This is a genomic window from Pseudoblastomonas marina, assembly GCF_034374265.1.
GTDB classification, from domain to species: domain Bacteria; phylum Pseudomonadota; class Alphaproteobacteria; order Sphingomonadales; family Sphingomonadaceae; genus Alteriqipengyuania_A; species Alteriqipengyuania_A marina.
Window position 1 is genome coordinate 1,909,304 of the sequence record NZ_CP139718.1, and the last position, 24,780, is coordinate 1,934,083.

Consider the following 24,780-nt stretch of genomic DNA (forward strand, 5'->3'; position numbering starts at 1 on the left):
GACGTAATTTTCCGGCATCCGCGCACAAAGCCGTGAATGCCCGGGCCCGACCGTACGGCCACCCCTTGCGAGCCGCGCTTTAGCAGACCATGAACGCGCTTGTCATGCCCCGCACCGCCTCGCTCCTCGCCCTGCTTTCCCTCTCCCTCGCGGCCTGTTCGCCCGCCGCCGACGTCCCGGCCGAAGAGCCGCCGCTGGCGGGCGCGCGGATCGGCGGCGATTTCACCCTGACCTCGGGCGCGGGCGAGGAGGTCAGCTGGTCCGATTTCGCCGGGCAGTACCGGATGGTCTATTTCGGCTACACCTCGTGTCCCGACGTCTGCCCCTACGACACGCAGCGCATGGTGCGTGCGCGACAGACCTATCTCGAGGAAAATCCCGACACCGAGATCGCCGCGATCTTCATCACCGTCGATCCGGCGCGCGACACGCCCGAGGCGCTTGCGCAGTTCACCGGCAATTTCGGCCCCGACCTCGTCGGCCTGACCGGGAGCGAGGAACAGATCGACCAGGTAGTGAAGGATTTCGCTGCCTATCGCGCGCTCGAGGAAGAGGACGAATACGGCTTCTACAAGGTCACCCACGGGCCGCCGGGCGCCTACCTGTTCGGCCCGCAGGGCGAGCCACTGGCACTGCTCCCGGTCGATGAAAGCGTCGAGGGAACGCTGGCGGAAATGCGGCGATGGATTCGCTGACCGACCTGCGCGAAAAGTTCTGGGAGCTGCCGCTCGAGAAGTTGAACCGCGCCGAGTGGGAGGCGCTGTGCGACGGCTGCGGCAATTGCTGCCTGCACAAGTTCGAGGACGAGGATACCGGCGAAATCCTCCACACCAACGTCGCGTGCAAGCTGCTCGATACCGGCAAGGCGGTATGCACCAATTACCGCCACCGGCTCGCCTTCGTCCCCGATTGCCTGCGGCTCACCCCGCGGCTCGCGCACCGGATCAACTGGCTGCCCGAGACCTGCGCCTACAAGGTTCGCGCGCGCGGCGAGGCACTGCCCGAGTGGCATTACCTGCTGAGCGGCGATCGCGCGGCGGTCCACCGCGCCGGGGTGGGCGTGGCGGGTCGCGTGATCAGCGAAGTCGATGCGGGACCGATCGAGCAGCACATCATCGATCCCGACGACGCGGACTACGAGCCGTGAGCGAGCACCGGCTGTCGCTCGAAGGGCGCGAGGTGCCGGTGCGAATCCGGCGCCACGCCACCGCGCGGCGGATGACACTGCGGATCGCGCCCGACGGCGAGGCGGTCGCGATCACGATCCCGCGCTGGGGCCGCGAGCGCGAGGCCATGCGCTTCGCCACCGACCGGCGCGACTGGATCGCCCGCCAGCTCGCCGCGCGGCCCGAACCGCTCGTGCTGCGTGACGGCGCGTGGCTGCCGTTCCGCGGGGAGGAACTGCTGGTCGATCACGATCGCGCCCGCCCGCGCCGGATCGCGCTCGACGGCACCCGGCTGGTGGTCGGCGGTCCGGACGAGAATCTCGGCCGGCGAATCGAGCGCTGGCTGCGTGCGCGGATGCTCGACCTGCTGGCCGGGGACGTGCCGTATTTCTGCGCCGCGGCGGGCATCGATCCGGTCCCCTTCCGCCTCACCAGCGCGCGGCGGCGCTGGGGTTCGTGTTCCTCGGGCGGAACGCTGCGAATCAACTGGCGGCTGGTGATGGCGCCCGATTTCGTGCGCCGCGCAGTGGTCGCGCACGAGGTCGCGCACCTCGTCCACTTCGACCATTCGCCCGCGTTTCGGGCGCTGTGCGATTCGCTCGCGCCGGGGCTGCAGGAACCGTCCGATCGCTGGTTGAAAGCGCAGGGTCGCAGCCTTTACGCCGCCTATCCCTAGGGTGCGCGGTGCCCCGGGAGGCACGCGATACTGGCAAGGTTAAGCCAATGCGCCTATCTATGGACGCATGGGCTTTATCCGAAACGTCAATCCGGTCGGCGCGATCGAGGATTTCCGACAGGTCTACAAGGTCGCAGGCAAGAACCGCTGGCGCTTCATGGCGCTGGCCGCCGCGATCACCTTCACCCTGTTCGGCACGATGGCGCAGGAACGCGCGATGATCCCGCCCGAGCGCCCCGAGATCGAGATCATCTCGACCCTCGCCCCAGGTCGCACCGATGCCGAGATCGTCGCCAGCAACATCGCCAACCAGGAACGCAAGGACCGGCTGGCCGCCGAACAGGCCGCGCGCAACGAGGAGGTCAAGGAGATCTACCGCTCGCTCGGTCGGATGAGCGGGATCGACGTCGACGCGGTCGAGGCCGAGGCCGAGGCCGAGCGCGCCCGGGTCGAGGCACAGCGCGCAGAGGCGCGGCGGATCCTCGCCCAGCGCCAGGCCGAAGCCTACGAACAAATCGAAGAGTGAGCCCGGGTTTGGGTCCGGCTGCGAGCGAGGCGCGCACCGATGCCGACTGGCTCGCGCAGGCCGCACGGCTCGCCGAGCGTGCACGCCCGCTGAGCCGCCCCAACCCCGCGGTCGGCGCGATCATCGTCAAGGACGGCGTGGGGGTCGGACGCGGCTGGACCCGGCCCGGAGGCCGCCCGCATGCCGAGGCGATGGCGCTTGACGAAGCGGGCGAAGCAGCGCGCGGCGCGACCGGTTACGTCACGCTCGAACCCTGCGCGCATGAGAGCGCGCGCGGCCCGGCCTGTTCCGACCTGCTTATCGAGGCTGGCGTGGCTCGGGTGGTCGCAGGCGTGGCCGATCCCGATCCGCGCACCGCGGGCAAGGGAATCGAGAAACTGCGCGCGACGGGGATCGAGGCCGAGGTGGTCGACGATCCGGCCAGCCATGAGAGCCTTGCCGGATATCTGATCCAGCGGCGCGAAGGCCGTCCGCATATCACGCTCAAGCTCGCGCTCTCGCTCGACGGCAAGATCGCGCTTGCCGATGGCACCAGCAAGTGGATCACTGGTGAGCAGGCCCGCGCCCACACCCATCGCGAACGCGCGGCGGTCGACGCGATTCTCGTCGGCGGCGCGACTTTGCGCGCAGACAATCCGAGTCTCGACGTGCGCCTGCCGGGGCTGGAGGATCGCTCGCCCGAACGCTTCGTGCTGACTCGCGGCGATGCGCCCGAGGGCTGGAACGCGCTGTCCGGGCTCGACGACCTCTCGGCCCTCTCCGATCTTCAGTACCTGATGGTCGAAGGCGGCGGCGGCGCGGCGGCGGCGTTCCTCGAGCGCGATTTCGTGGATAAGCTCCTGATCTACCGCGCGCCCGTCATCATCGGCAATGGCCGCGCGGGGGTCGGCGATATCGGGCTGACCGACCTCGCCGCCGCGCATGGACGCTGGCAGCGCATCGCGTGGCGCGAACTCGGCGACGACATGCTCGAAATCTATCGGCGCACCCGCTAGGACGACGCCATGTTCACCGGAATCGTCACCGCCATCGGCACCGTCACCCACAGCGCACAGCAGGGCGACAGGCGCGTGCGGATCGCCTGCCCCTACGACCCTGCGACCATCGATATCGGCGCCTCGATCTCCTGTTCGGGCGCCTGCATGACCGTGGTCGAAAAGGGCGGCGCCACTGGCGACGCCTGGTTCGCAATCGACGTATCGGGAGAAAGCGTCAGCCGCACCGCGCCGGGCATGTGGGACGAGGGCGCGAAGCTCAATCTCGAAACCGCGCTCCGCCTCGGCGACGAACTCGGCGGCCATATCGTCACCGGCCATGTCGACGCGGTGGGCGAGGTCGTTGGCAGCGAAGAGGTGGGCGGCTCGACCAAGCTGACGATCCGCGCACCGAAGGATATCGCTCCCTTCATCGCCCCCAAGGGCTCGATCACCGTCGACGGCGTGTCGCTGACGGTCAACGAGGTGCGCGACCGCGACGACGGCGTGTGCGATTTCACCCTCAACATCATTCCGCATACCGGCGAAGTCACCACGCTCGGCGCGCTGGCCGAGGGCGACGGCGTGAACCTCGAGATCGACGTGCTGGCGCGCTACCTCAAGCGGATGCAGGCGCTGGCGGGTTAGGGTCGGCCACCGACCCGATCGCAGACCAGCCGGTTCGACTTCGCTTCTGCCCTTCTCAAGCGGAGTTTGTCGCTAATGCCCAAGTGAGCTACGATTCATGCTCGGGTCCCGACTCTGCGAACAAGAAGCATTAAGTGCTGAGGCAGTTGAGGAGAGGAACTCACCATGATGAAGCGGTATGTGATCGAACGGGACTTGCCTGGCGTCGGGCAGATGGATCGGGATGGATTGGGCGGTGCTGCGAAGACTTCGAACAAAGCATTGTCGGAAATATCCGGAATACAGTGGGAACACTCATACGTGGCCGGCGACAAGACGTTCTGCATCTACCTAGCCGAGAGCGAAGAGCAGATTCACGAGCATGCAAAGCGTTCCGGATTCCCGGCATCGAAAATAACCGAAATTTCCAAGATAATTGACCCAACGACCGAAAGGTAGCGACACGCAGCCGACGATTGCGGCGGTCTCGTGGAGATGATCTCGAAGATAGTGCCGCGCAGTTGCGGCTGAAACGCCGCCTGCACGGCTTCGGCAGTCCATGCTCTCCGCCAGATCTGACCCTCAATCGCCTGCCAGCGGCCCCTGTTCGAAGGCCTCGCGGGTCAGTTCGTAGATGAGGTGGACGACGCGCTTGCCTTGGTAGCGCTCCAGTTCATAGCGCGTGCCGCGTTCGGCGCCGATCGCCTCGAGCGCATAGCGCGAACGCCAATTGGTGTCGCCGACGCGGAAGTCCACCCGCGCGACACTCTCGAAGGCATGGGCGAGCATCAGCCGCTTCATCGCGGGGTTGATGCCCTTCCCCCATTGCGCGCGCTCGAGATAGGTCCAGCCGATCTCGACGCTGCCGCCCTCCTCCTCGTCATAGGCGTCGTAGCGGGTCGCGCCGACCACGCGGTCCTCGCGCCCCTCATCGCCCTTGCGGATCACGGCGAGCGCGCCGCCCGAGGCGAGGTTGTCGTCGAAAAAGGCGTCGAACACCTCGCGCCGCCAGCGGTCGTGGATCGGGTGCTGTTCCCACACCATCGGGTCGGAAGCGACCGCGTAGAGCGCCTCGCGGTCCGCCTCGGCCAGCGGGCGCAGGAGGACGCGATCGTCTTCGAGCACCGGCTGGCGATCCATCGCCATTACCCTTCAGGCGGTTACGTCGCCGAGCGCGGCGATGAAACGATCGACGTTGCCCTCGTTCAGCCCGGCGATGTTGATGCGACCCGAACCCGCCATGTAGATCGCGTGGTCCCGGCGCAGCGCCTCGATCGATTCCGGGCCGATGGGCAGCATCGAGAACAGCCCGTTATGGCTCGCGAGCGGGGTCAGGTCGACCGAACCCGCCGTGCCGGCCTTGCCCAGCGTATCGCGGATCCAGCGCAGCCGCCCGCGCATAGCGGCGAGCTCATCCTTCCAGCGCCGCGTCAGCTCGGTATCGCGCAGCACGATCCGCACCGCCGCGCCGCCGTGATCGGGCGGCATCGACCAATTCGCGCGTGCGAGCGAATTGGCATTGCTCATCGCCTTGTCGAGCACGTCGCGATCGGCCGCGAGCACGTAGAACGCGCCCACCCGGTCGCGGTACATGCCGAAATTCTTGTCGCAGCTGTAGGTGACCATCGCCTCGGGCACCTCGGCGAGGTAGGCGCGCGCACCCGCAACGTCTTCCTCGAGCCCCTCGCCCAGCCCTTGGTAGGCGATGTCGAGCACGGGGATCAGGCCCTTCTCCTGCGCCAGCTGCGCGATCTCCTGCCACTGCGCGAGCGAGTAATCGATCCCGGTCGGGTTGTGGCTCGATCCGTGGAGCAGCAACACGTCACCTTCGCCGGCATCGGCGATCGCCGTCTTGAGCGCCTCGAAATCGGTGGTCGACGCATCGGCGGCGTGTTCGAAAGAGATGATCTCGAGCCCGAGATCGCGCGCGATCTGGCGGTGGTTGGGCCAGCTCGGCTCGCCCAGCACGACCGATTTCGCGCCCGCGGCCTGCGCCAGCGCGAAGGCGAGCCGCACGGCACCGGTGCCGCCAGGGGTCTGCATCCCGGCGATGCGCCCACCCATGGTCGGATCGGCATTGCCGAAGACATAAGGCATCAGCGCGTTGACGAAGCCGATATCGCCTTCGGGCCCGAGATAGGACTTGCTGTCCTGCCTGTCGTGCAGGATGGCCTCGGCCGCCTTGATCGAGCGAAACACCGGGGTCTCACCCTCCTCGTCGCGATAGACGCCGACGCCGAGGTCGATCTTGTCCTCGCGCGGATCCTCGCGGTGGAGCTTGATGAGCGCGAGCAGCGCGTCGGGGCTTTGGGTGTCGAGCTTTTCGAGCATGCCCCGCCGTATGGCCGGACGCGGCTTCCACCGCAAGCGGGCTCGAAGCTAAAACGGCAGCCAATCGGCCTTTTCGGTCAGCTTGAGGTAGCCCGCATTGACGCCGGCGCGCAGCCCCGCGCCGACCCGGATCGGGATCAGCACGATATCGCCCTTGCGCAAGTAACTCGCCGAGGCCCCGCCGACGAAATAGAGCTGGCCTTCGCCCGCCGGGAAGCGGGTGTAGAGGTCCTCCGTGTCGTAGAGGTTGTAGACCAGCACGAAGGTGCTGCCGGCATTCGCGCCCGCATCGAGCCCGATCGACGGCCCGGTCCAGTAGACCGGGCGCTTGCCCTCGATCTTGTGGTAGAGCGTGCCCGACCCGTAGCGCACGCCGACGATGAAGGCGCCGCCGCCCTCGCGCCCGACGATGTAGCCGTTGGGCTGGCCCTGGTCCTTGAGGATGCGCTCGATCAGCCCGGCGACCTCGCGCGCACCTTCGCCGAACACGCTGCCCGCCGCGCCGATCAGGTCGTCCTCGCGATAGGTGATGTCGTCGTCGGCCTGCTGCTCGGTCGCCTCTTCGGGGGTGGGGCCCGCCATGTCGGGCGCAGGCGCGTCCTCGGCGCTGGCGGGATAATCGTCGCGCCAGCTCTCGATCCCCGAATCGGGGGTGGTGGCCTCGGGACCGACCGGGGTGGCCTGCCCCTGCCTGCTCTCGGGGGCCGGCTGTTCGGGGCCGGCATCCTCTTCCAGCAGGTCGCCGTCGATCGCGACGTCGGGATCGACTGAGGTGACCTGCGCCGCGACCGGACCGGTCGCAAGCGCCAGCGCCCCGCCGAAGGTGAGCGCAAACCGTGCGAAACCGCGCGTGAAGCTGACCATCATGATGAACCCTCCCGGTGGACGTGTCCCTGCCGACCCATAGTTGAATCCCGCAATGGCACAACGACAAGGAACGCGCGATGAACCGAATCGATTTCGTGCCAAAACGAGTCGGAAAGCCCCCTTGAGGCGCGGGGAAGCCGCCGCTATAGCGCCCGCTCGCCTGCCACAGGCTTAGGCTCGGCAAGCGGAGACGTGGGTGAGTGGCTGAAACCAGTTCCCTGCTAAGGAACCATACCCAAACCGGGTATCGAGGGTTCGAATCCCTCCGTCTCCGCCAGCCACCCTTCAAGCCCGCAGAGGCCCTAAAGTCCTTGCGCCCCAAGGCTTTTCCCTCCTAGAACTGTCACAAGACTTGCTACAAGTCGGAGGGCTCGGAGGTCTTTTGAAGAAGGTTCGCGGATCAGATTATCTCTCCATCCGAAGCGGGATCTTCTACTTTCGCCGCGCGGTTCCACCCGATGCGCGAAGTTTGTTCGGCAAGGGTGAGGTTGTCACGTCCCTCAAGACCAAAGATTTGGCGGAAGCACGCCATCTTCTAATTGCGGAATTACGAGGCTTTGAGGCGAAGCTGGCAAGATGCCGAGGCGTGAGAGCGCCAGCCGAAAGGGCACAAAAGTCCGGCTACACACCTTCTATGGCGGACATCGAAATGGTGGTTCGCCAGTGGCTCGTCGAACGGGACGAGCGGATGGATGCCCGTAATTCGAGGGATCATGCGGCCAATGCTGACGAGGCAGAGCGCGCCTTGTCGCTGCACAGTTCGGCCTTAGAGAACGTCGCGACGAACCCAGCAAGCGCCCTAGATGCGAGTTGGGTCGCTGAAAATCTGGTGGAAAAGAATGGCTGGAGCCTAGCTGGTGACAGCGTGCTATTTCGTCGGATGACGCAGATGATCCTGCGCGGCCAAATTGAGAGCAATGAACGCCAGCGTCAGGAATTGGCCGGAGAGCCAGTCCGCATCCTCGACGAGCGGTTTGGTGCCGACAAATATCGAATGGACAGAGACCGAGCATCGCCCAAGGCTGGTCCGTCTCTTACCGATTTGCTTGAGCGATACATCCGAGAGAGAAAGCCGAAACCACCGACGAGGAAAGCCTACCGCCTTCACCTTCAACCTTTCATCGACTTCGTCCAGCATGATGACGCAGCGCGCATAAGCACGAAGGACATCATCCGTTGGAAAGACGAATTGCAAACACGGAAGTCGAAGAAGGGGAAGCCGTTCTCACCAAATACGATCAATGGAAATTATCTCCGCGTTTTGAGGATCGTTCTCGGGTTCGCGGCAGAAAACTTGCTAATTCCGTCCAACCCGGCGTCGGGGGTGAAAATGCGAGCAGCGAAAGGCGCGACGCAAGAGGGGCGTAGCCTTACCGACAACGAGGCCATTACGATCCTTCGAGCGACGCTGGGCGATCCCAACCCTCGAAAGACTAGAGAGCAAAATCGAGCGGAAAGATGGGTCCCATGGCTCTGCGCCTACACCGGATCGAGGGTGAACGAGATCACGCAGGCTCGCGCTCAAGACGTGCGCGAGATCAACGGGATTTGGACAATTCACATCACCCCAGACGCGGGCACCGTGAAAAATGATCGCGAACGGACCGTCGCCATTCACCCCCATGTTCTCGAACAAGGGTTCATCGAGGCGATCAGAGGACTGGAAGGTCCGTTGTTCTACGACGTCTCGCGAAAGCGCGCGGGCAGTGACGCCAACCCTCAATACAAAAAGGTAGGCGAGCGATTGGCGAAATGGGCGCGCAGCCTCGGCGTTGATGATCCGAAGGTGCAACCCAATCACGGATGGCGACACCGCTTCAAGACTTTGGCCCGGCGCTCTGGACTTGACCCTGAAATTAGGGACTACATTCAGGGACATAAGCCGCGCACCGAAGGGGAAGCGTATGGGGAGATCGATGTCGAGGTGACGTTGCGGGAGATCAAGAAGTTGCCGCGCTACGGAGTAGCTTGAGCAGCAGCTTCCCAAGCAGCCTAGAAGCCCGGACTTCTGCTGCTTTTGCTGTAAACCGCGATTAAATCGGCCCCAATCAAATCAGTGGCTTGAGATTACAAGGTAAACTCGATTTGCAACGAGTTGCACCGAGGGCAGGTGCTGACACCTCAGTAGTTGAAAATGAGGCTTACGAACTCTGCCTGACCTAACTGGCTTCGCCTTTGCAGCGCGCTTATCGCTAAGCCCGTCTCTCTAACCTTCTCGATGAGAGCGTTCTGGCTGTCGTTCGAGACCGTTGACGCGAAATGTTTGCCTGCTTTGGTGACTTTGCTAGATGGTATCTTTGCCAGCTTGCCGAGAGGGGATCGTGCCAACGTGACGATGCTAAAAGGCCAATAGCTTAAGGATCGTCAAAGTGTCTGAGCTACCCTTCAAAGAGCTCGAAAATCTCTCATTTTTGCGAGGGCTTCCAAACCCAAAGCCGCAGCCAGCTGACAAGCGGGGATACGGTGAGTTGGCGAGCCTTTACACCGCGTTCAGTCGGGAGTTTGCTGCTCATTTGCTGACCAAGTTTGCTGCACGTGGGCAAACGAAGATACTCGACCCTTTTGGGGGCATGGGTACTGTCGGCGAAGCGGGGAGAGATCTACCGCTCGAGATCACGTTGAACGATATCAGTCCATTTGCGTCCCTCTCAGGGCTGTTCCGGACCAGCAACCACAAAGCGCTTCGCCGAGCCATTGACCGAGTTCGTTCAATCAATTTTGGCAGGCTCTCCGGTAATGAGAGGAAGGTCTTTCTTGGTGCGATACGGGAGATAAGTGGCTCGAAGGAGCCCGTGATCTCTTGGATGAACGCAGATCAGGGGGAAGATCATGCGGTAAGCTTGCTATCCATTCATATTCTCTGCCTGATCCGGATAGAAACACATCGCGGGTATCGTGGGTCAAATCCAACCTGGACTAAAAAAGCGAGCAGCGAGGCGGTGCCATCAGCGCGCCTTGAAGCTGCCAAATCCAGTGTTCTCGATAAGGTTGACGCTTACGTCACAAGTCTTCCTGAAACCCATTTCGAGTTCAGGGCTCACCACACTTGCGGTGATGTCGCGCACAGTCAGATTTTGGTAGACAAGTTCGACGCGATTTTGACCTCTCCGCCCTATCCAAATCGCACCGACTATATTCGGCACTATTTGCCCGCCACTGAGCTCCTGATCGGAGGGGATGACGATACCGAAAGGCAGCTGAGAGAGGATCAAATCGGCACACCGCTCATCAGGAAAGTTCTCCCTCCAGTTAAGCTTCCACACAGTGCGACCAGCATTATTGAGGCGATTGGACAGCATGAAAGCTACGCGTCGAAGAGCTATTACGTGAAGGGTTATCAGTATTATTTTGCTGATATGGACCTTACGCTTAGAAATTTCCGCCGCTTGCTCAAGAGCGGTGGCTCAGCAGTGATTGTGGTACAAGATGCCTACTATAAGGACCTACGTATCCCGGTGGCAGACCTATTGATCGACATAGCTGAAAATATCGGCTTTGAGTTGAAGGAACGAACAGATTTCAAAGTTAAGCACGCTCTTTCAAATCTGAGCCCTCTTGCTCGCAAATCTGCACCGAAGAAGCTCGTGCAAGAAACATGTTTCCTGCTAAAGAAAGGTCAGTAAAAGGCCTTTTGAAAGTGCGGTTCATTCAGCCAAGGATATTGTGGATCGCTAAGTTTCCGGCAGAACGAATTCATCGGACAGCCGTTGGCGCAGAGGCTTCGTATATCATCAGGAAGATCGTGGTTCTCGTCCGAAAGACAGTATTTTGCGACCGTCGCGTCGTCTAATTCCTCGACACATACGGCGCGGCCGATCTGCCACTCTAGGTAATTCAGTGTCGCCGCATCGAGCCCCGCATATAGGGCGGTCTGACGCATCGCATCTTCAACGGCTTCCCGAACCAGTCTCACCAGACGATCCCGCGTCGGCAATCGTGGTCCAGATAGCACCTCACGAACCGTCTCATCTTCCGTAGAAACGCGGCCCGACCGGAGATAAAGACGGATAAGGTGATATTCTACCGCTGGTTTGAGGTTCTCTGGATCGCGAAAGGGTATGATTTTCTCGCGGAAGAGGTCATGCGCTAAGACCCGAGGTTTCTTCTCGAAGGGATCGCCAGTGAAAGCGTCGATCTCAGCTGCGAAGCCATAAAAGCCATCCGGGCCTTCCAATAGTGCATGCGCAATCCTTCTTTCAGCTGCATTTCGATCCGGGATGAGCTGTTTGAGCCTAGCCGCAGTTTCTCTCAAAATTCTCGCACGCTCTGCAGCTCTGACCCTTTCCTGTTTTGGATAGTCGCTAAGTAGATCGTCAATCTTGCTGGCTTTGATGCAGCTAAATTCGTCTAACCTGCTGTAGGTATCTGGAAACAGATATGCTGCCATTGCCGACTGCATCACGTCCCAGTTCATTTGATGGCAGACCGATATGAAGAGTATCTTGAAAACAAACTGATCAACTTTTGGCTCTTCCGCCCAAGGTTCGGCGACAGGCGCGGGCCTGTATGCTTTCAGCTTTTCGGCAGCTTGAAAGCAGCTCAGCAGATCAACCTTGAAAGGCTGGCTCGAAAGGGCCGAACTTAAGGTCATTTTTCAATATGTCCGAGGGCGGAAATTTTGCTGTCTAAGTACGCCTCTCGCTCCTCAGTCATGGGAGTTTCCCAATCTACGCGTTCGACGATTTTAAAGCCCGCACTTTCCAAGGCTGCGATCTTCCTTGGATTGCGCGAGCCGATCACGACCTTCTCGCCGCTGAATACGAGCTGGAGCGCTTTGACGTGATTGACGAAATCTCGGGGTTCGGGATCGCATCCGAGTTCTCTAAAAGCCTCGGCCGTATTTATACCTTTCGTTTCCTGCAGCGCGATAGCGTCTAGCTTCTTCGCGATGCCGACGCCCCGACCTTCTTCCCATGCGTAGGTGATTACGCCGCCGCTCTCACAGATTGCTTTCACTGCGGCGTCAAGCTGAACGCCGCAATCGCAATCGAGAGCGCTCAAGCCCTCCCCAAACACGCATGAAGATTGAAATCTCACGACTGGGATTTCTGGGGCGTGAAGGGATGTAACCACCAAAAGGCTTTCGTCAGGGAATTCAGCGAGCTGAATTTTCACTGCGCCGTGCGCCGTTGGAATTGTCACTGCAGGGCGGCTTGAAATCTGTGGCCACCCCTCGGTCTTGGTGTTGTCGCTCAAGTGAAAGCCTTTACTTTATATCGAGGGCGCCGTTATCGCGACGCGTCGCATTGGCTGCTCAGCATTGACAGCGGGACAAGGACCCAAGCGAATAATTCATGAACGATGCCTCGTCCATTCTGCAATTCATGGATAGAGATAGGCTCTGGGGGCGCGAAAAAATCGCGGCCGAGCTGCTGGATGCCTATCATCACGGGCAAACTGTTTTCGGCATCGAGAGCGTCAAGGGCGATGGAAAGTCCGAGTTTCTGTTTCAGTTCTCGCGAGCGCTTCAAAACGGACGGGGCCCGGACGCGATCATCCTCCGAGGCGGGGTAGATCGAACTGAAGGTGAATTGATCGCTAGCCTATATAAGTCCCTAACAGAAATTCCATGCGCACTTGATCAGAGGCTCGATGGAGCCGCGGAGAAATTTGTTTCCAAGTTGCCGACTAGGCTGAGGAGGTTGGCAGGCGCGATGATGAAGGACATCGCGAAAGCTGCCACACTTGGGGCGGCAGAGAAAACCATTGAGCAGATCGCCGATATGGCTTCGGGAAAGGACGGTGAGCCCGACCCGTTCGATGATCTCTTGGCTGAGGAAAGCGCTAACAAGCGTAGGCTAATCGCGAGGGCCCTCGATTTTGTGAGCGATCTAGGAAAGCCGCTTTGCGTAGTCATTGAGGACTACGAGCTCTTGGATGCGACCGCAGAGAGTTTCTTACGCACTCTTGTACGCTCTAAGCCGACTAGCTGCGTGCTCGTGATTGCCACCAATGTTGAGGAGCCTTGCACCTCGGACTGGCAAAAAACGATGAAACCGAGCATCGAACTTGTGCCAGGGTTGGTGTTAGCAATGCCCGAAATAAGCCGTGCAGAACTGTGCGAGTGGTTTGAGGACGTAATCGGCAAAAAGCCGACAGCTGCTGAACTCGAACGACTAGTGGAGAGTTCAAACGGCGGTCGCGCTGTATATGTCAGCTGGGTTCTCGATGCGTGGCGTAAGGGAAGGGATGACCCACTTATCCCTGACATCGGCGAAGTGGTAATTCGCAGAAAACGGGATGGAATGTGCGATGATGCACGGTTCGTCGGAGACCTCCTGTCGCTATTGCCGGGGAATGCTGCTGTTCCCATCGAACTGCTAGGACCTGCGCTTGCCTCACAAAATTTTGATCTGCAGAAGGCCGTGGATGACGCCTCACCTAGAGGGCTGCTCAAGCAAGTCGATGATCGAGTGAGATTTGGTCACTCCAGCTACGCGGCACCTTGGCTTTCTGGCATCGACGCGAACAAGCGCGCGATGCTTCGGAAGGTATGGTATGATGCACTTGTGGAAATCGGCTTCTTCCCAAATGTCGCGAAAGCAGCAGGGATGATACCTTTGCTCGCTCAGGATATTGTGGATGGGCTAGAAAGCGAAGAAGTCGATAGCTTGGCTGCTCAGTTGGAAGCGTCAGGCTCGAAGGAAGACAGTCTGCTATTGCACCAGCTATCGTATCGAGGCGACGGGCCAGAGATGAAAGGAGGAGGCAAAACATGATCGACCATGCTTTATCCGCTGCCCGCCTCAATCTCGAGCTCGGTCGCTATACGGATGTGCTCGAGCCTCTTGAAGCCGTCGAAAGGCATGCTGATAGGCGATCAGACCTGTCGCTTGAAGCGAAGCTTCTCAGAATGCGGCTCGCACTGAGGTTGAATGAGTACGAGCTCCTCAGCTCGCTGTCAGATGAAATCGCGGAGGAGGCTCCTGCCAATGCCGTGATGCAATTCGAGCGTGAGCGCATTATTAACACAGCGCTGCGAGATCACGGTGACTATGAGCACTTGCCTGCGTCAATTGATCGTTTGGTTTCTCTAGCGCAGCGTTTGCCGAATGAAGGTGGGTCAAAACTTCATCGTGCTCTTTCAAGGTCACTCGCAAAAATTGGCGAGGTCGAACACGCTCTCGAAAGTGCGCAACAGGCGGTGCAATTTGCGCATGATGAGAATGATATGCGCGCAATTGGAAATGCTAACTTGGCTTACGCCGAAGCCCTGCGGTACGCGGGAGAGGAGCGCCAAGCGGTAGAGTATTATCGCTCTGGAATAGACATTGGCCGTGACATAGGAAACCGAGACAGCGAGCTATGGAGCTGGCTAGGGTTGGCTTGCGCTTACCTTCAAATCGAAGAGTACGGCGAGTGTCAGAACGCACTTAAGGCTGCACATCATTTAACGGCAGAGCCGGGTTTTGATCACCCGATTGAGACTGCGCATGTTGGGCTGATCGAAGCCTTGACAAAAATTCTCTCAAAATCGTCGACCGATCTTGAGGGTGTTTTGAAACCGTATGCCCTGCTTGGCATCTCTTGGCCTGAAAAGTTCGTTTCTGAGACGCAGCGTGAAGGTCGGCTGCCGAGCTCAATTCCGATTTAGCGGTTTTGCTGATGACCTCGCCTTTCGCTTGCATAGGCGGCTAGCAACCGCTCGGCAGCCACTTCTGGTTCACAGTCATTGATAATCTCGAAGGCAGCAGGTGCTGTCCTCCAGTGGACCTCGGTTTCGTGGTCCACATTTTGGCCAAGCCTTCGTAACCAGTGGCGCGTCAAAGGAAATTTGCGAGCAATTTTTTCCGCAGTGCTAGGGGCATCATGGAGCGCGGGCCGGATAACGCGAACGACCACCCCACCCGCTCCAAGAATTGCTTCAAAATCTTCCGGAAATCGCAAATCATCCACGATGATCTCGGACACTCGATCACGCTGCAAGCTATTCAGTCTTCGATGCAAATGGTCCGCCCAAATATTTTTGGAAATCATCTCACGGCCCCATTCGGTGCCGAGGGTCTGCATCGCAAATCGAGGCGATTTTCCAGCCAGCTTTTGAGAAGGCGCAGCACGTAGGTTTGGTGGGCCGTGAAGTTCTTCGTTGTTCAGGCCGAAAGCGCCAAGCATGTCCTTGATAGGCTGGCCGATATGCACTCGATAGAACCCATGTCCTTGCACCAGAGCCTCCGCGATTGCCGTCTTCCCAGCTCCAGACGCACCGACCAGCCCTACAAGCATGCAATCCCCCTGTGCTTCCATTTCTACTCCAATTGATCCTTCCCCATATTGGACACCGCCCATCCGTGTGTAGCTGTCTCAAGAGGGTCTAGATCGTTTATGCTAGACGGTTCCCAGTGAACCTAGAACCCTATTAGGACTGCTGTAATGCCACGCGAACTGTCTTTCCGCCGCAGCCACGCCGAAGAAGCGATCAGATTGGCCAGACAGAACGGAGAGGGCTGGCTTTACCAAACTTACCCGAAGCCGGGTGGGCAATCCCGCCGATCCTCAACAGGCTTTCTCGTATTTGAGGGCGAACGATTTCCAGTGAAGCCGCTCGGGCGATTGGCGAGTGAAATTGCCGGGGCTCCAATGAGTGACAATCCGATCACGAACGTTTTTCGTCGGCATTTTGAACGGCTTGGCTTCCAACTAATCGAAAATCTGGAGACCGAGGCGTCCGAGGCTGAAGAACGCCAGCGACGGCTTGCCGAAACATGGGCGCGGCCAAATCAGGCAAAGTTCAGAGCAGCAGTTTTCGATCTGTATGGCGCGCGATCTCTTTTGACGGGCTGTGAGACCCTGACCTCACTTGAAGCTGCGCACATCGTAACGGTTGCATCTGGCGGCGGTGACGAAGCGGGCAACGGCATACCCTTGAGGGCAGACTTGCATCGTTTGTTCGACGCTGGCGATGTCCGGATCGACCCGGCCACCTTGAAGGTCTCCGTGTCGAGAGAAGCGATGGGAGATTATGCCAATCTGCATGGGCTGAACATCCGGCAGAACTTGTCCTCTGATAAGACGCGCGCGGCTTTGGCTTCGGCCCTTCGGAGCCGTGGCAAGTGAACCTCGAGCGTAGTATAACCGGGAAATCGAACTGAACAGGATAGTCGTGGATGGGCACCAAATCAGCATGGACACCGGAGCGCCGAGCGAAGCAGCGGGAAATCATCGCGCGCACTAAGCCATGGGAGAGATCGACCGGGCCTAGAACTGCCAAGGGCAAGGCGAGATCGAGCCAAAACGCTCGGATGTCGCCAGCACTCGCTGACGCTCAACGGCAACTCGACGAGATCAGATTAGCTGCCCTTCAGATGTTCGGCCGCCAGCGTTGGCCGAAGACAGTCTCGCCGTCTAAGCGAACATAGTCACTTAGCCCTTTATCCGACTGCATACCCCTTTAGGCTGATTTCATTAGGAAAAGCAGCGGGGAAGCACGGTGCAGATAGGGTATGCCAGAACCAGCACGTTCGATCAGAAGGCAGGGTTCGAGAGCCAGATCGAGAAATTAGGCAAGGCGGGCTGCGAGAAGGTATTTTCCGAGCAAGTAAGTTCGGTCGCCGAGCGGCAACAGCTAACTCTCGCGCTCGATTTTGCGCGCGAAGGGGACGCTCTGGTGATCGTCCGACTTGATCGCCTGGCACGGTCCACCCGCGACCTGCTGGAGATCATCGCCAAATTAGAAGCCAAGAAGGTTGGTCTTCGTGTCCTCGATTTCGGTGGCACGGAGATGGACACGCAAAGCCCAACTGGAAAGCTGGTTTTGACGATGTTCGGTGCCATTGCGCAGTTCGAGCGCGAACTGATGAAATCAAGGCAGCGTGAGGGGATTGAGCGCGCAAAGCGAGAAGGCAAATATCGAGGTAGGCAGCCCACAGCCCGCAGAAAATTGCCAGAGATCGTCTCGCTGAAAGAGGAGGGCCTTACCCCTCCGGAAATCGCAACTAGGCTCAATTTGTCCCGAGCGTCCGTGTATCGGCTCTTGAAGGAGGCCCGGACATGACCAAGCCTGCTGAACTGTTCGCTCGCCTGACTGGGGAACTCGAAGACTTGCACGGGCTCACTGTCGAGGGACAGCAATCCGATCAGCCGCCCGAAGTTCTCAACGCGCTTGTCGCTTCGATTGGCAACGGGTTGCAACGCGCCGGAACGACGCTCGGGGAGATCAAGCGTTCGATTGCGGAACCGCGATCATGACCGCCCTTCCGGACTGGATAATCGAAGCCCAAGTCGATACTGCGATCAGCGAAGGCTATCCTCTCCCCCGCTGGGGTTGGAAGGTGCCGCGACCATACAACGGTTTCACGGGGCCGGAGCGGATCGCTGGATGGCAAAAGGTAATCATTGCGCGGCGGATCGGACTGGGATCGAACGACGAGCCTTGCGGCGTTTGCGGCGCTGCGGATGCCCCGCAACGGCATAGCGAAATCTATGCGAGGCCGCTGACGGCACAGCCTATCTGTCGTTCCTGCCACTACCATGTGCACCGCCGCTTCCGTGAGCCGGACCATTGGCTTGAGCGCCTAGCGACATTGCCAGCCGCCCGATGGGCGCAGTCACTGCCACTCGTGGAACTAACTCGTGCCGAGGCTCTCCAGATCGCGGAGGCGGTCGATGTGTTTGACGCACTTTCGAGGCGAGAGCCGATCCGCTCCTCAACGGTTGGGCGGCGGTCCCAGTAGATCACCGACCTCTAGATTGAGCGCCTTCATGATCCGCTCGATCACATCAATCGTCGGGTTGCGCTTTCGGCTTTCGAGCATCGTCGCATAGGTTCTGTGGATGCCCACTTCGGCCGCGAAAGCCTCCTGCGACAGACCGCGCTCGCGCCGTATGCGCCGGATATTTGCAGCAAGATTGTTCCGCAGCAGCATCCATCAGGATCGACCACAATGCTGACCAAAAGTCGCCATACCAAGAGTAACAAAATGCTTTTGACGCAGCCGATATGGAAGGTAGACAAAGAGTAACAGAGTGAGGGGCAAGAATGATGGAAAGTGACGAGCGGAAATGTCCGGAGTGCGCAGAGACAATCAAGAAGGACGCGGCAGTCTGCAAACATTGCGGCCATCGTTTCCGGAGCCCGAACCCTTCTGATGGACCCCGAACCGAAGGTGAGAAGAAGGTCGCGAAATACTCCCGCATCGGCTGCGCGGGAGTGGTTGTCGCCGTCATTGGCTTGTTCGCTCTCGTGGACTTTCCCGATCCACCATCGCGCGAAGAAATCCTCGAAATCCAACGCGGCAGTGGACCGGGCAAAGCTGAAGAACAGGATGGGCCGCTAAGCAGGGAGGCCCAACGAAATCTCGTTATCATGTCGCGTGACGGGATCAGAAAAAGGCTGAAAGACCCGGACAGCGCCCAGTTCCGTGATGTCGGCTATTACAGCGGAGGTCGAGCCGCTGCTGTTTGTGGCTACGTAAACGCGAAGAACGCCTTCGGTGGATTTTCTGGATATGAGCGGTTTGTCGCGCTCGGTGACGCAGCCTTCTTTGAGAGCGACGTCAACGACGGCAAGTTCGGTGTCGAGGTTTGGGATCAGATTTGCGTGAAGGCAGATACTGACGAGCCGAATATTCCCTAGCATCCCCCCACTCTTTCAACTCACTTCAATTCCTCCACGCCTTCTTTAAGAGGGCGAATTGTGTCGAGAAGGGAAGGATCATCAAGCGAACCGCGTGAACGGGCGATCCGTATCGCCTTGCGTAAACGCAATTCGCCATTGCCCGGGTATGACGGGCACACTCTCCCAACCCAATCAGAGTGCTTCTTTGACAGATTGCAGATACAACTTGCGGGCGATTGGTCGTCAGGAGGTCTCGCGTTCAGTGAATGGGTCAATTCGTTAGGATCGCCCGCACTTTTTGGTGATGGGCACTATTGGCTTAACGGGCCAGAGTTTGGAACAGGTCTGCAACCCGTCACAGCTAAGATCGAAGGACGTAAGCGCACAAACTGTCTCATTCGCGATTTGAAGATCGATCTAAAGCAGCGCGCCGAAGGTCGGGGTAACCTCTATGTGCGTGCGAACATCAACCCATCACGCATATTCGCGCACCGCCTTCACGGACTGCCTGATGTAGATAGTAATCAGCCCTATGGTTTCGAGCGATGCCGCCGTCTGGACCCGACCGACTTCTTTTCAAGCCATATGGATGTCGGTTCATCGCTGGATGGCAACGACAACTGGATTGACGATCTCGGTCGCGCAGATCGCATTTTTGGGAGCGACTTCCGACTAACCTTCCCAGTTGTGCTTATCGAGCAATTTCAACGCATACTCTCGCTGATATTCGGAGATGGATCACTTCAGACAGAAGGCGTTCGACAAGTGATGTGCGTGAACGGCGGGCAGGTAGCTATCGACTGGGGATCGGTCCGCGTGCCGCAGATTGAGACTTACTTTGAGCGTTATCGACCCTCGGCTCGATTAATGGTTAGGCGAGGCGGTGCGTTTATGATCGCATCGGATCATTCAAGCGAGGCACGTTACTTTTCCAATGACGTCACCTTACGACGAGAAGGTCGAGCCGTGCGAGTTCTCACCGATCTGCCGACCAAGAAGAAACTGGCCGTTTATGCGAAGTCCAATGACCGCATCAGATTTGAAGTGAAACGGCTGACGAAGGGAAATTATCGCAACGTCGACAGCGGTGCAGAGGTCAGCACCCGGTTTCTCGGCATCCTCGATAACGAGCGATCCGAACTTCTCGATAAAGTTCGTTGGAATGAGGTGTTTGAAGCCTTCAGCGGACCGGATAGCTACGGTCATTTCGATCTAGGCTCCTTAATTTCCAACGTCGGCGCAGCGTTTGGAAACGAGCAAAGCGAGATCGGCCGCGTGTTGCTGTTGTTGCTCACCGATGGAAGCATCGGACAGGACGATGCCCCACCAGAAGTCCTAAGAGAATTGGAGCGCCGGGGCATCATTGAGCGAAATCGGCCGCGTGTGCGCGATCTGAATGGCGCGCCTGCAATTTACGGCCTTTGCCCGCCATACCGGGATATGGTCAATGATCTCACCCAGCGGGATGCTACAATCAGTGCTACAAACGCCGATCAACATCAGCAATAAAAGGCAAGGAAATCAGTGTGCGGCCAGACAAAGGTTAGTCTCCCTCCGTCTCCGCCACCGGCCGCAACTCCGCGGACCATCGGACACTTTACCTCGCTGGCGCATTGGGCAGGCATGAAGCTCGACATCGAAACCCACCTCAAGGTCCGACTCGACCGACCGACCGACATCCTGTTGCAGATCGAGGCCGCCGACATCCCCGAACAACAGGTGGTCGAGTGTTCGCTCGACCACAGCGCGGGCGAGCATTTCGCGCGGGTCCCGGCACAGGACATGATCGGCGAACGGATCTGGCTGCGGGCCGAAGGCGAGGTCGCGATCGACTATACGGCGACGATCGAGCCGCGGCGCGATCTCTCGCCGGTGCCCTCGCTCGAAGCGCTGCCGGCCCACAGGCTGCCGGGCGAGGTCGTGCCCTACCTGTTCGACAGCCGCTATTGCCAGGCCGACCGGTTCCAGGCCTTCGTTGATGCCGAATTCGGGGGGACCTCGGGTGGCAAGCGAATGGAGGCGATCTGCGACTGGCTCTCGCGCAAGTTCGCCTACGTCCCGGGTGCGAGCGGGCCCCACACCACCGCGCTCGACAGCTTCGTCGAGCGGCGCGGCGTGTGTCGCGACTATGCCCATGTGACGATCGCGATGGCGCGCGCCTCGCTGATCCCGGCGCGCTATGTCAGCCTCTACGGCCCCGAGGTCGATCCGCAGGACTTCCACGCCGTGGCCGAGGTCTTCCTCGCCAGCGACGACGGCGAAGGGGGCGAATGGCAGCCGGTCGACGCGACGGGCATGGTCGAAGCGGCGGACATGGTGAAGATCGGCGTCGGCCGCGATGCCGCGGATGTCAGTTTCCTCACCAGTTTCGGGCAGTTGCAGCTGGTCGACAAGTCGGTTTCGGTTGCCCGCGCCTGAGCCTGCGCGGCGTTAACCAAGGCCTGCCGCCGTCGCATTGCGGGACGCGTCATGCGAAACCGCTCCAAATTTACCATCGTTCCGGCTACAAGGTGGGCGAATGGCGACGCTTTCTCCTCTCCAGCGCCTCGGCGCATTCGGCGGCCTCGTGTTGGCGCTCGGCATTTCGGCCGGGGGCGCACTGCTCGTCGGTGCGGGCGAGGATGCAACGGGGCAGGACATTGCCTACGAGGATACGCTGGGCGAGGAAAAGGTTGCCACCCCGGTGGTGCAGGAGGTCCAAGCGACGCCCGAACCGGTCGCGCCCGATCCGTTCGTGATCAAGCGGGTGCTGCCGATCTCCGGCCCGATCAAGTACGGCGAATGGCACTGGGACGATGAGGGCGTTCCCGACGGTCCGCTGGTGATCACGGTCGACAAGCAGGCGCGCGTGATCTCGGTGTTCCGCGACGGTTACGAGATCGGCGCGGCGGCCGTGCTGCTCGGCACCGACGAGCATCCGACCCCGGTCGGCGTGTTCCCGATCCTGCAGAAGAACAAGGATCACGTCTCGAATCTCTACGATGCCGAGATGCCGTACATGATGCGCCTCACCTGGGACGGGGTGGCGATCCACGGCAGCCTGGTCGAGAACGGCTATGCCAGCCACGGCTGCGTCGGGACGCCCGAGGAATTCGCGGCCAAGCTGTTCGCCATCGCCAAGCTGGGCGACAAGGTCGTCGTCACCGACGGCAAGCGGATCGGCGTCGGCGACCCGCTGATCTGACCTAGCCGCGCCGTTCGGGGGCCTTTCCGAACCGCCACACGCCCTTCCCCGGTCGCGCGACCACACCCGCGAGCGTCGCGACCTTCCCCGCCGCCAGGGCATCGCAAAGCCGCGCAATCTCGGAGCCCCGCGGTGCACCCTCGCCAATTTGCCCGAGCAGTCGCGCAACGACCCTCAGCGCGAGTGCGCGTGGCAGGTCGGCGGGCAATGCCAGTCGCTCGCCGACCGCCCTGACGGTCTCGGCCATGATACGGTCCGCCATCCAGTCGAGCGCAGTATCGGCATCGGCCAGGTGCGCCGCACTCGCCGCGATCGCCACCGGGTCGAGCCAATCGGCCTCGATCAGCGCCGTCCGAATTCTCGCGCGATCGTAGCGCGGGTCACGGTTGGAGGGATCGTCGACCGGCATCCAGCCGCGTGCCTCGACCAGTTCGGCCAGTTCCGCCCGCCGCCAGTCGAGCAGCGGGCGGATCACCTCCAGCGCGGAGATTCGGGCGCGCTTCCGGATTCCTGCGAGACCCGCCACGCCCGAGCCGCGATTGAGGCGCATCAGGAACGTTTCGACCTGGTCGTCTGCATGATGGGCGGTGGCGACGTGCGAGACGCCTTGGCGAGCCGCCCAACCCGCGAGCGCCTCGTAGCGCGCCTCGCGGGCGCGTTCCGAAACATTGCCCTCGCCGATCTCGATCACGAGCGTATCGTGCGGAACGCCAAGCTCGCCGCAATATTGTGCAACGAGCCCGGCTTCGGCAGCGCTTTCTGCACGTAAACCGTGATCGACCGTCGCCGCGCACACTGCTCCCGGAAAGGACTCCGCCGCGAGCAACAGGAGCGCGAGGCTATCGGGTCCGCCCGAGACGGCGACGCCCAGCCGCCCCGGCGCGCCGTCGGTCAGCGCGCGGATGCTGTCCTGGAACCGGATCCGTAGCGAGGCGGGAAGGCTATCAATGGGCGGGTCTTCCTCAGCTGCAATTCACCCGCTCGCGCGTGGTGTTGTAGAGCGTTTCGAGCCGCCCGACGGCCTCCGCGGCGAATTCGCGAGAGAACACGCCGAGCGCGGTGCAGGCGCGCTCGGTCTCGTTGCGGCGGATCATCGCGATCGCGAGGTAGAGCACGCTGTCGGCGGCGCGGCGCCCGGTCTTGTCCGAAGTGTAGTTCTCGACGAACCACGCGGCGGCCTGCTCGGGATCGCCATCGTCGAGATAAGCGCGGCCGATCAGGTTGCGGCCGAAGCTGATCAGCGGGTGGTTCGGATAATCGCGCACGAAGATCTTCAGCTGCTGGCGTGCTTCGGGATAGAAACCCGCATCCCACAGGCGAAAACCGTAGGTGTATTCATCATCGCCCGGATCGTCCGACTGCGGCTTGACGATCGCCGCGACCGCCGCGACGCGCTCGGCGGACGGTTCTTCGCGTTGCTCGGGCACGGCTACGGCGGTGGTGGTTTCGGGAGCGACGGTTACTTCGGCTGTCTCGGCGACCGCCTCGGCCTCCGCCGCGCTTTCGAGCGTCGTCAGCCGCGTATCGAGCCCGCGCAGGTCGTTGCGGTTTTCCTCAGCCAGCGAGGTCAGGCGGGCGAGCTCGGTCTCGAGCGCTTCGAGCCGAGCAAGGATATCGGTCACCGCGCCGGTCGCCGGCGTACCCGCCTGCGAGCCGCCCTGCGACGACGTGCCGCGATCGACCTGCGGTTCGAAGAAACGGCCGTCGCCGCCGGGAAAGACGACGCGCTGCAACGCGCGGACCTGCGCTTCGAGCGCGCGGATGCGCACTTCGGCATCGTCCTGGGCCTGCGCCGGCACGGAAGCGACGGCGAGGCCCAGCGCGAGCGCGGCGCCGATCGAGGTTTTGAAATCGGTTACGGAAAAGCGAAGCATGGTCGATCCCTGACTGTCCTGACCGTGACTGGCCGGATGATACGCGCAACATGGCCCCGTCCGGACCAACACGCGATGAACGAATTGATAACCAAACGGCGGGGCCGCTGTCGAGCGGAGATCAGCCTTCAGTGGTGGATGTCGCCGCCGGATCGGGTGCGTTTTCAACCGGCTGCCCGAAGCGCTGGCCCAGCGCGACGGCCGAGACCGGCACGTCCTTCATCGTCACCTGTTCGGCCGAGAGCCGCGGCAATTCGCGTCCGCCCACGCTGATACCGAGCGCTTCGGGCCGCCCCGTCCAGAGCAGCGGGCGCTCGACCTCGCTGGGCACGGTGTAGCTTTCGCCCTTGGCCATGATCTTCTGCATCAATTGGCGGCCGTTGCTGTCGTAGAACTTGACCCACACTTCGTCGGCGAGCGAGGTGAACACGACCTCGTCGTCCTGCGAAATCGGACCGGCCGGCCCGTCGGCCTCCTCCTCGACGCCGGCTTGCTGGGTGGCCTCACCCTGCTCGGCGGGATCGTCGCTGCGCAAAGGCGGGAATTCGGCGCCGGGCGCAAAATAGCTGCGCCAGAAGGTCAGCGCGCCCGCAACCATCAGCACGAGCCCGGCGATCGCGGCAATCCATGCAATCTTAGGGCTGGCGACCCGCGCCGGATCGCCCGGTTCGAACTTGTCGGGCTGGCCGACCCGATCATAGGCAGCGGCACCGTCGAGTTCGACCCGCACCTGCTCGGCGATCTCCTCGCCGTCGAGCCCGACCGCGCGGGCGAAGGTACGCGAGAAGCCGATCGCATAAGTGCGCGAAGGGAGCGCGTCATAGTCGCCATCCTCGAGCGCTTCGAGCGAGCGCTGCGGGATCTTGGTCTTATTCGCGATCTCGTTGCGCGAGAGCCCGCGCTCCTTGCGCGCCGCCGCGAGCCGTTCGTGCGCACGCAGTTGCGCGTCCGCTTCCGCGGCTACGTTTTCATCTTCCACGTCATTTTCTTCCGGATGCACC

Annotated in this window: 28 protein-coding genes and 1 tRNA gene; 19 read left to right on the forward strand and 10 right to left on the reverse strand. The window is 60.8% G+C overall.

The window, feature by feature from the left end; genetic code table 11:
- Window positions 1-104: 104 nt before the first annotated feature.
- From T8S45_RS09415 to T8S45_RS09445, 7 genes are all read left to right on the forward strand, one after another.
- Window positions 105-695, forward strand: coding sequence for an SCO family protein (locus T8S45_RS09415; protein ID WP_322293528.1), 591 nt, complete (start codon window positions 105-107; stop codon window positions 693-695).
- Window positions 683-1,147 (forward strand): YcgN family cysteine cluster protein, encoded by a 465-nt coding sequence (locus T8S45_RS09420; protein ID WP_322293529.1) that lies wholly within the window; start codon window positions 683-685, stop codon window positions 1,145-1,147. Before T8S45_RS09415 ends, T8S45_RS09420 begins: the two co-directional genes overlap by 13 nt.
- Complete coding sequence (locus tag T8S45_RS09425; protein ID WP_322293530.1) at window positions 1,144-1,842, forward strand: M48 family metallopeptidase; 699 nt, start codon at window positions 1,144-1,146, stop codon at window positions 1,840-1,842. The genes T8S45_RS09420 and T8S45_RS09425 overlap by 4 nt, the downstream gene beginning before the upstream one ends.
- A 67-nt stretch (window positions 1,843-1,909) precedes the next feature.
- Window positions 1,910-2,368, forward strand: coding sequence for a hypothetical protein (locus tag T8S45_RS09430; protein ID WP_322293531.1), 459 nt, complete (start codon window positions 1,910-1,912; stop codon window positions 2,366-2,368).
- Window positions 2,365-3,363 carry a bifunctional diaminohydroxyphosphoribosylaminopyrimidine deaminase/5-amino-6-(5-phosphoribosylamino)uracil reductase RibD gene (ribD, locus tag T8S45_RS09435; protein ID WP_322293532.1) on the forward strand — a complete coding sequence of 333 codons (999 nt, stop codon included), beginning with the start codon at window positions 2,365-2,367 and terminating at the stop codon, window positions 3,361-3,363. Before T8S45_RS09430 ends, ribD begins: the two co-directional genes overlap by 4 nt.
- Window positions 3,364-3,372: 9 nt before the next feature.
- Complete coding sequence (locus tag T8S45_RS09440) at window positions 3,373-3,990, forward strand: riboflavin synthase (protein ID WP_322293533.1); 618 nt, start codon at window positions 3,373-3,375, stop codon at window positions 3,988-3,990.
- A gap of 165 nt (window positions 3,991-4,155) precedes the next feature.
- Window positions 4,156-4,428 (forward strand): DUF4242 domain-containing protein, encoded by a 273-nt coding sequence (locus T8S45_RS09445; protein ID WP_322293534.1) that lies wholly within the window; start codon window positions 4,156-4,158, stop codon window positions 4,426-4,428.
- A gap of 123 nt (window positions 4,429-4,551) precedes the next feature.
- Here T8S45_RS09445 and T8S45_RS09450 read toward each other — a convergent pair whose 3' ends face one another.
- From T8S45_RS09450 to T8S45_RS09460, 3 genes are read right to left on the reverse strand one after another with little or no spacing between them, the layout of a single operon-like run.
- Window positions 4,552-5,109 carry a GNAT family N-acetyltransferase gene (locus tag T8S45_RS09450; protein ID WP_322293535.1) on the reverse strand — a complete coding sequence of 186 codons (558 nt, stop codon included), beginning with the start codon at window positions 5,107-5,109 and terminating at the stop codon, window positions 4,552-4,554.
- Window positions 5,110-5,121: 12 nt separating this feature from the next.
- A complete protein-coding gene (locus tag T8S45_RS09455) occupies window positions 5,122-6,300 on the reverse strand; it encodes an amino acid aminotransferase (protein WP_322293536.1) in 1,179 nt (392 codons plus the stop codon).
- 48 nt (window positions 6,301-6,348) lie between these two features.
- Complete coding sequence (locus T8S45_RS09460) at window positions 6,349-7,164, reverse strand: DUF1134 domain-containing protein (protein WP_407654935.1); 816 nt, start codon at window positions 7,162-7,164, stop codon at window positions 6,349-6,351.
- 189 nt (window positions 7,165-7,353) lie between these two features.
- Here T8S45_RS09460 and T8S45_RS09465 point away from each other — a divergent pair.
- The 3 genes from T8S45_RS09465 to T8S45_RS09475 all read left to right on the forward strand — a co-directional run bounded on the left by T8S45_RS09465 (window position 7,354) and on the right by T8S45_RS09475 (window position 10,790).
- Window positions 7,354-7,444 (forward strand) — tRNA-Ser (locus T8S45_RS09465).
- Window positions 7,445-7,549: 105 nt separating this feature from the next.
- Window positions 7,550-9,139, forward strand: a complete 1,590-nt coding sequence (locus T8S45_RS09470; protein WP_322293538.1) for a DUF6538 domain-containing protein — start codon at window positions 7,550-7,552, stop codon at window positions 9,137-9,139.
- 397 nt (window positions 9,140-9,536) lie between these two features.
- Window positions 9,537-10,790, forward strand: a complete 1,254-nt coding sequence (locus tag T8S45_RS09475) for a hypothetical protein (protein ID WP_322293539.1) — start codon at window positions 9,537-9,539, stop codon at window positions 10,788-10,790.
- On the opposite strand, the gene T8S45_RS09480 is transcribed toward T8S45_RS09475, so the two are convergent.
- Both T8S45_RS09480 and T8S45_RS09485 read right to left on the reverse strand, forming a co-directional pair.
- Window positions 10,784-11,758 (reverse strand): hypothetical protein, encoded by a 975-nt coding sequence (locus T8S45_RS09480; protein ID WP_322293540.1) that lies wholly within the window; start codon window positions 11,756-11,758, stop codon window positions 10,784-10,786. The genes T8S45_RS09475 and T8S45_RS09480 overlap by 7 nt on opposite strands.
- Window positions 11,755-12,363, reverse strand: a complete 609-nt coding sequence (locus tag T8S45_RS09485) for a GTP cyclohydrolase II (RefSeq protein ID WP_322293541.1) — start codon at window positions 12,361-12,363, stop codon at window positions 11,755-11,757. The genes T8S45_RS09480 and T8S45_RS09485 overlap by 4 nt, the downstream gene beginning before the upstream one ends.
- A 98-nt stretch (window positions 12,364-12,461) precedes the next feature.
- On the opposite strand from T8S45_RS09485, the gene T8S45_RS09490 reads away from it, so the two are divergent.
- Both T8S45_RS09490 and T8S45_RS09495 read left to right on the forward strand, forming a co-directional pair.
- Complete coding sequence (locus tag T8S45_RS09490) at window positions 12,462-13,886, forward strand: hypothetical protein (protein WP_322293542.1); 1,425 nt, start codon at window positions 12,462-12,464, stop codon at window positions 13,884-13,886.
- On the forward strand, window positions 13,883-14,761 hold the full coding sequence (locus tag T8S45_RS09495; RefSeq protein ID WP_322293543.1) for a hypothetical protein: 879 nt from the start codon (window positions 13,883-13,885) through the stop codon (window positions 14,759-14,761). The genes T8S45_RS09490 and T8S45_RS09495 overlap by 4 nt, the downstream gene beginning before the upstream one ends.
- On the opposite strand, the gene T8S45_RS09500 is transcribed toward T8S45_RS09495, so the two are convergent.
- Window positions 14,758-15,390 carry a nucleoside/nucleotide kinase family protein gene (locus T8S45_RS09500; RefSeq protein ID WP_322293544.1) on the reverse strand — a complete coding sequence of 211 codons (633 nt, stop codon included), beginning with the start codon at window positions 15,388-15,390 and terminating at the stop codon, window positions 14,758-14,760. The two genes, T8S45_RS09495 and T8S45_RS09500, sit on opposite strands and share 4 nt — an antisense overlap.
- Window positions 15,391-15,537: 147 nt before the next feature.
- On the opposite strand from T8S45_RS09500, the gene T8S45_RS09505 reads away from it, so the two are divergent.
- The 3 genes from T8S45_RS09505 (at window position 15,538) to T8S45_RS09515 (ending at window position 17,352) form a co-directional block, all read left to right on the forward strand.
- The gene (locus T8S45_RS09505; protein WP_322293545.1) at window positions 15,538-16,221 is read left to right on the forward strand and encodes an HNH endonuclease; all 684 of its coding nucleotides are present in this window, start codon (window positions 15,538-15,540) and stop codon (window positions 16,219-16,221) included.
- A 373-nt stretch (window positions 16,222-16,594) separates the two neighbouring features.
- Window positions 16,595-17,158 (forward strand): recombinase family protein, encoded by a 564-nt coding sequence (locus T8S45_RS09510; protein WP_322293546.1) that lies wholly within the window; start codon window positions 16,595-16,597, stop codon window positions 17,156-17,158.
- The gene (locus T8S45_RS09515; protein WP_322293547.1) at window positions 17,155-17,352 is read left to right on the forward strand and encodes a hypothetical protein; all 198 of its coding nucleotides are present in this window, start codon (window positions 17,155-17,157) and stop codon (window positions 17,350-17,352) included. Before T8S45_RS09510 ends, T8S45_RS09515 begins: the two co-directional genes overlap by 4 nt.
- Before the next feature lie 458 nt (window positions 17,353-17,810).
- Here the strand turns inward: T8S45_RS09515 and T8S45_RS09520 are convergent, their stop codons facing one another.
- Window positions 17,811-18,029 carry a helix-turn-helix domain-containing protein gene (locus T8S45_RS09520; protein WP_322293548.1) on the reverse strand — a complete coding sequence of 73 codons (219 nt, stop codon included), beginning with the start codon at window positions 18,027-18,029 and terminating at the stop codon, window positions 17,811-17,813.
- Between the two features lie 113 nt (window positions 18,030-18,142).
- Here T8S45_RS09520 and T8S45_RS09525 point away from each other — a divergent pair, with 113 nt between their 5' ends.
- The 4 genes from T8S45_RS09525 to T8S45_RS09540 all read left to right on the forward strand — a co-directional run bounded on the left by T8S45_RS09525 (window position 18,143) and on the right by T8S45_RS09540 (window position 21,905).
- Window positions 18,143-18,739: a zinc ribbon domain-containing protein gene (locus T8S45_RS09525; RefSeq protein ID WP_322293549.1), complete on the forward strand. Its 597-nt coding sequence runs from the start codon at window positions 18,143-18,145 to the stop codon at window positions 18,737-18,739.
- Window positions 18,740-18,856: 117 nt separating this feature from the next.
- The gene (locus T8S45_RS09530; RefSeq protein ID WP_322293550.1) at window positions 18,857-20,230 is read left to right on the forward strand and encodes a hypothetical protein; all 1,374 of its coding nucleotides are present in this window, start codon (window positions 18,857-18,859) and stop codon (window positions 20,228-20,230) included.
- A 114-nt stretch (window positions 20,231-20,344) separates the two neighbouring features.
- The gene (locus T8S45_RS09535) at window positions 20,345-21,139 is read left to right on the forward strand and encodes a transglutaminase-like domain-containing protein (protein WP_322293551.1); all 795 of its coding nucleotides are present in this window, start codon (window positions 20,345-20,347) and stop codon (window positions 21,137-21,139) included.
- Window positions 21,140-21,239: 100 nt separating this feature from the next.
- Window positions 21,240-21,905 carry a L,D-transpeptidase family protein gene (locus T8S45_RS09540; RefSeq protein ID WP_322293552.1) on the forward strand — a complete coding sequence of 222 codons (666 nt, stop codon included), beginning with the start codon at window positions 21,240-21,242 and terminating at the stop codon, window positions 21,903-21,905.
- A 1-nt stretch (window position 21,906) separates the two neighbouring features.
- On the opposite strand, the gene tilS is transcribed toward T8S45_RS09540, so the two are convergent.
- From tilS to T8S45_RS09555, 3 genes are all read right to left on the reverse strand, one after another.
- Complete coding sequence (tilS, locus tag T8S45_RS09545; protein ID WP_322295212.1) at window positions 21,907-22,878, reverse strand: tRNA lysidine(34) synthetase TilS; 972 nt, start codon at window positions 22,876-22,878, stop codon at window positions 21,907-21,909.
- Complete coding sequence (locus tag T8S45_RS09550; RefSeq protein ID WP_188642583.1) at window positions 22,868-23,779, reverse strand: tetratricopeptide repeat protein; 912 nt, start codon at window positions 23,777-23,779, stop codon at window positions 22,868-22,870. Before T8S45_RS09550 ends, tilS begins: the two co-directional genes overlap by 11 nt.
- A 121-nt stretch (window positions 23,780-23,900) precedes the next feature.
- Window positions 23,901-24,758, reverse strand: coding sequence for a helix-turn-helix domain-containing protein (locus T8S45_RS09555; RefSeq protein ID WP_188642584.1), 858 nt, complete (start codon window positions 24,756-24,758; stop codon window positions 23,901-23,903).
- Window positions 24,759-24,780: the final 22 nt, after the last annotated feature.

Bases quoted from the DNA above. Each gene is read 5' to 3' on its own strand.
- T8S45_RS09415 (WP_322293528.1), top strand. From the start codon at position 105: ATGCCCCGCACCGCCTCGCTCCTCGCCCTGCTTTCCCTCTCCCTCGCG.
- T8S45_RS09440 (WP_322293533.1), top strand. From the start codon at position 3,373: ATGTTCACCGGAATCGTCACCGCCATCGGCACCGTCACCCACAGCGCA.
- T8S45_RS09420 (WP_322293529.1), top strand. From the start codon at position 683: ATGGATTCGCTGACCGACCTGCGCGAAAAGTTCTGGGAGCTGCCGCTC.
- T8S45_RS09505 (WP_322293545.1), top strand. From the start codon at position 15,538: ATGCCACGCGAACTGTCTTTCCGCCGCAGCCACGCCGAAGAAGCGATC.
- T8S45_RS09540 (WP_322293552.1), top strand. From the start codon at position 21,240: ATGGCGACGCTTTCTCCTCTCCAGCGCCTCGGCGCATTCGGCGGCCTC.
- T8S45_RS09535 (WP_322293551.1), top strand. From the start codon at position 20,345: ATGAAGCTCGACATCGAAACCCACCTCAAGGTCCGACTCGACCGACCG.
- T8S45_RS09460 (WP_407654935.1), bottom strand. From the start codon at position 7,164: ATGGTCAGCTTCACGCGCGGTTTCGCACGGTTTGCGCTCACCTTCGGC.
- T8S45_RS09550 (WP_188642583.1), bottom strand. From the start codon at position 23,779: ATGCTTCGCTTTTCCGTAACCGATTTCAAAACCTCGATCGGCGCCGCG.
- T8S45_RS09450 (WP_322293535.1), bottom strand. From the start codon at position 5,109: ATGGATCGCCAGCCGGTGCTCGAAGACGATCGCGTCCTCCTGCGCCCG.
- T8S45_RS09525 (WP_322293549.1), top strand. From the start codon at position 18,143: ATGATGGAAAGTGACGAGCGGAAATGTCCGGAGTGCGCAGAGACAATC.
- T8S45_RS09520 (WP_322293548.1), bottom strand. From the start codon at position 18,029: ATGCTGCTGCGGAACAATCTTGCTGCAAATATCCGGCGCATACGGCGC.
- T8S45_RS09455 (WP_322293536.1), bottom strand. From the start codon at position 6,300: ATGCTCGAAAAGCTCGACACCCAAAGCCCCGACGCGCTGCTCGCGCTC.
- T8S45_RS09480 (WP_322293540.1), bottom strand. From the start codon at position 11,758: ATGACCTTAAGTTCGGCCCTTTCGAGCCAGCCTTTCAAGGTTGATCTG.
- T8S45_RS09500 (WP_322293544.1), bottom strand. From the start codon at position 15,390: ATGCTTGTAGGGCTGGTCGGTGCGTCTGGAGCTGGGAAGACGGCAATC.
- T8S45_RS09515 (WP_322293547.1), top strand. From the start codon at position 17,155: ATGACCAAGCCTGCTGAACTGTTCGCTCGCCTGACTGGGGAACTCGAA.
- T8S45_RS09495 (WP_322293543.1), top strand. From the start codon at position 13,883: ATGATCGACCATGCTTTATCCGCTGCCCGCCTCAATCTCGAGCTCGGT.
- T8S45_RS09445 (WP_322293534.1), top strand. From the start codon at position 4,156: ATGATGAAGCGGTATGTGATCGAACGGGACTTGCCTGGCGTCGGGCAG.
- T8S45_RS09430 (WP_322293531.1), top strand. From the start codon at position 1,910: ATGGGCTTTATCCGAAACGTCAATCCGGTCGGCGCGATCGAGGATTTC.
- T8S45_RS09490 (WP_322293542.1), top strand. From the start codon at position 12,462: ATGAACGATGCCTCGTCCATTCTGCAATTCATGGATAGAGATAGGCTC.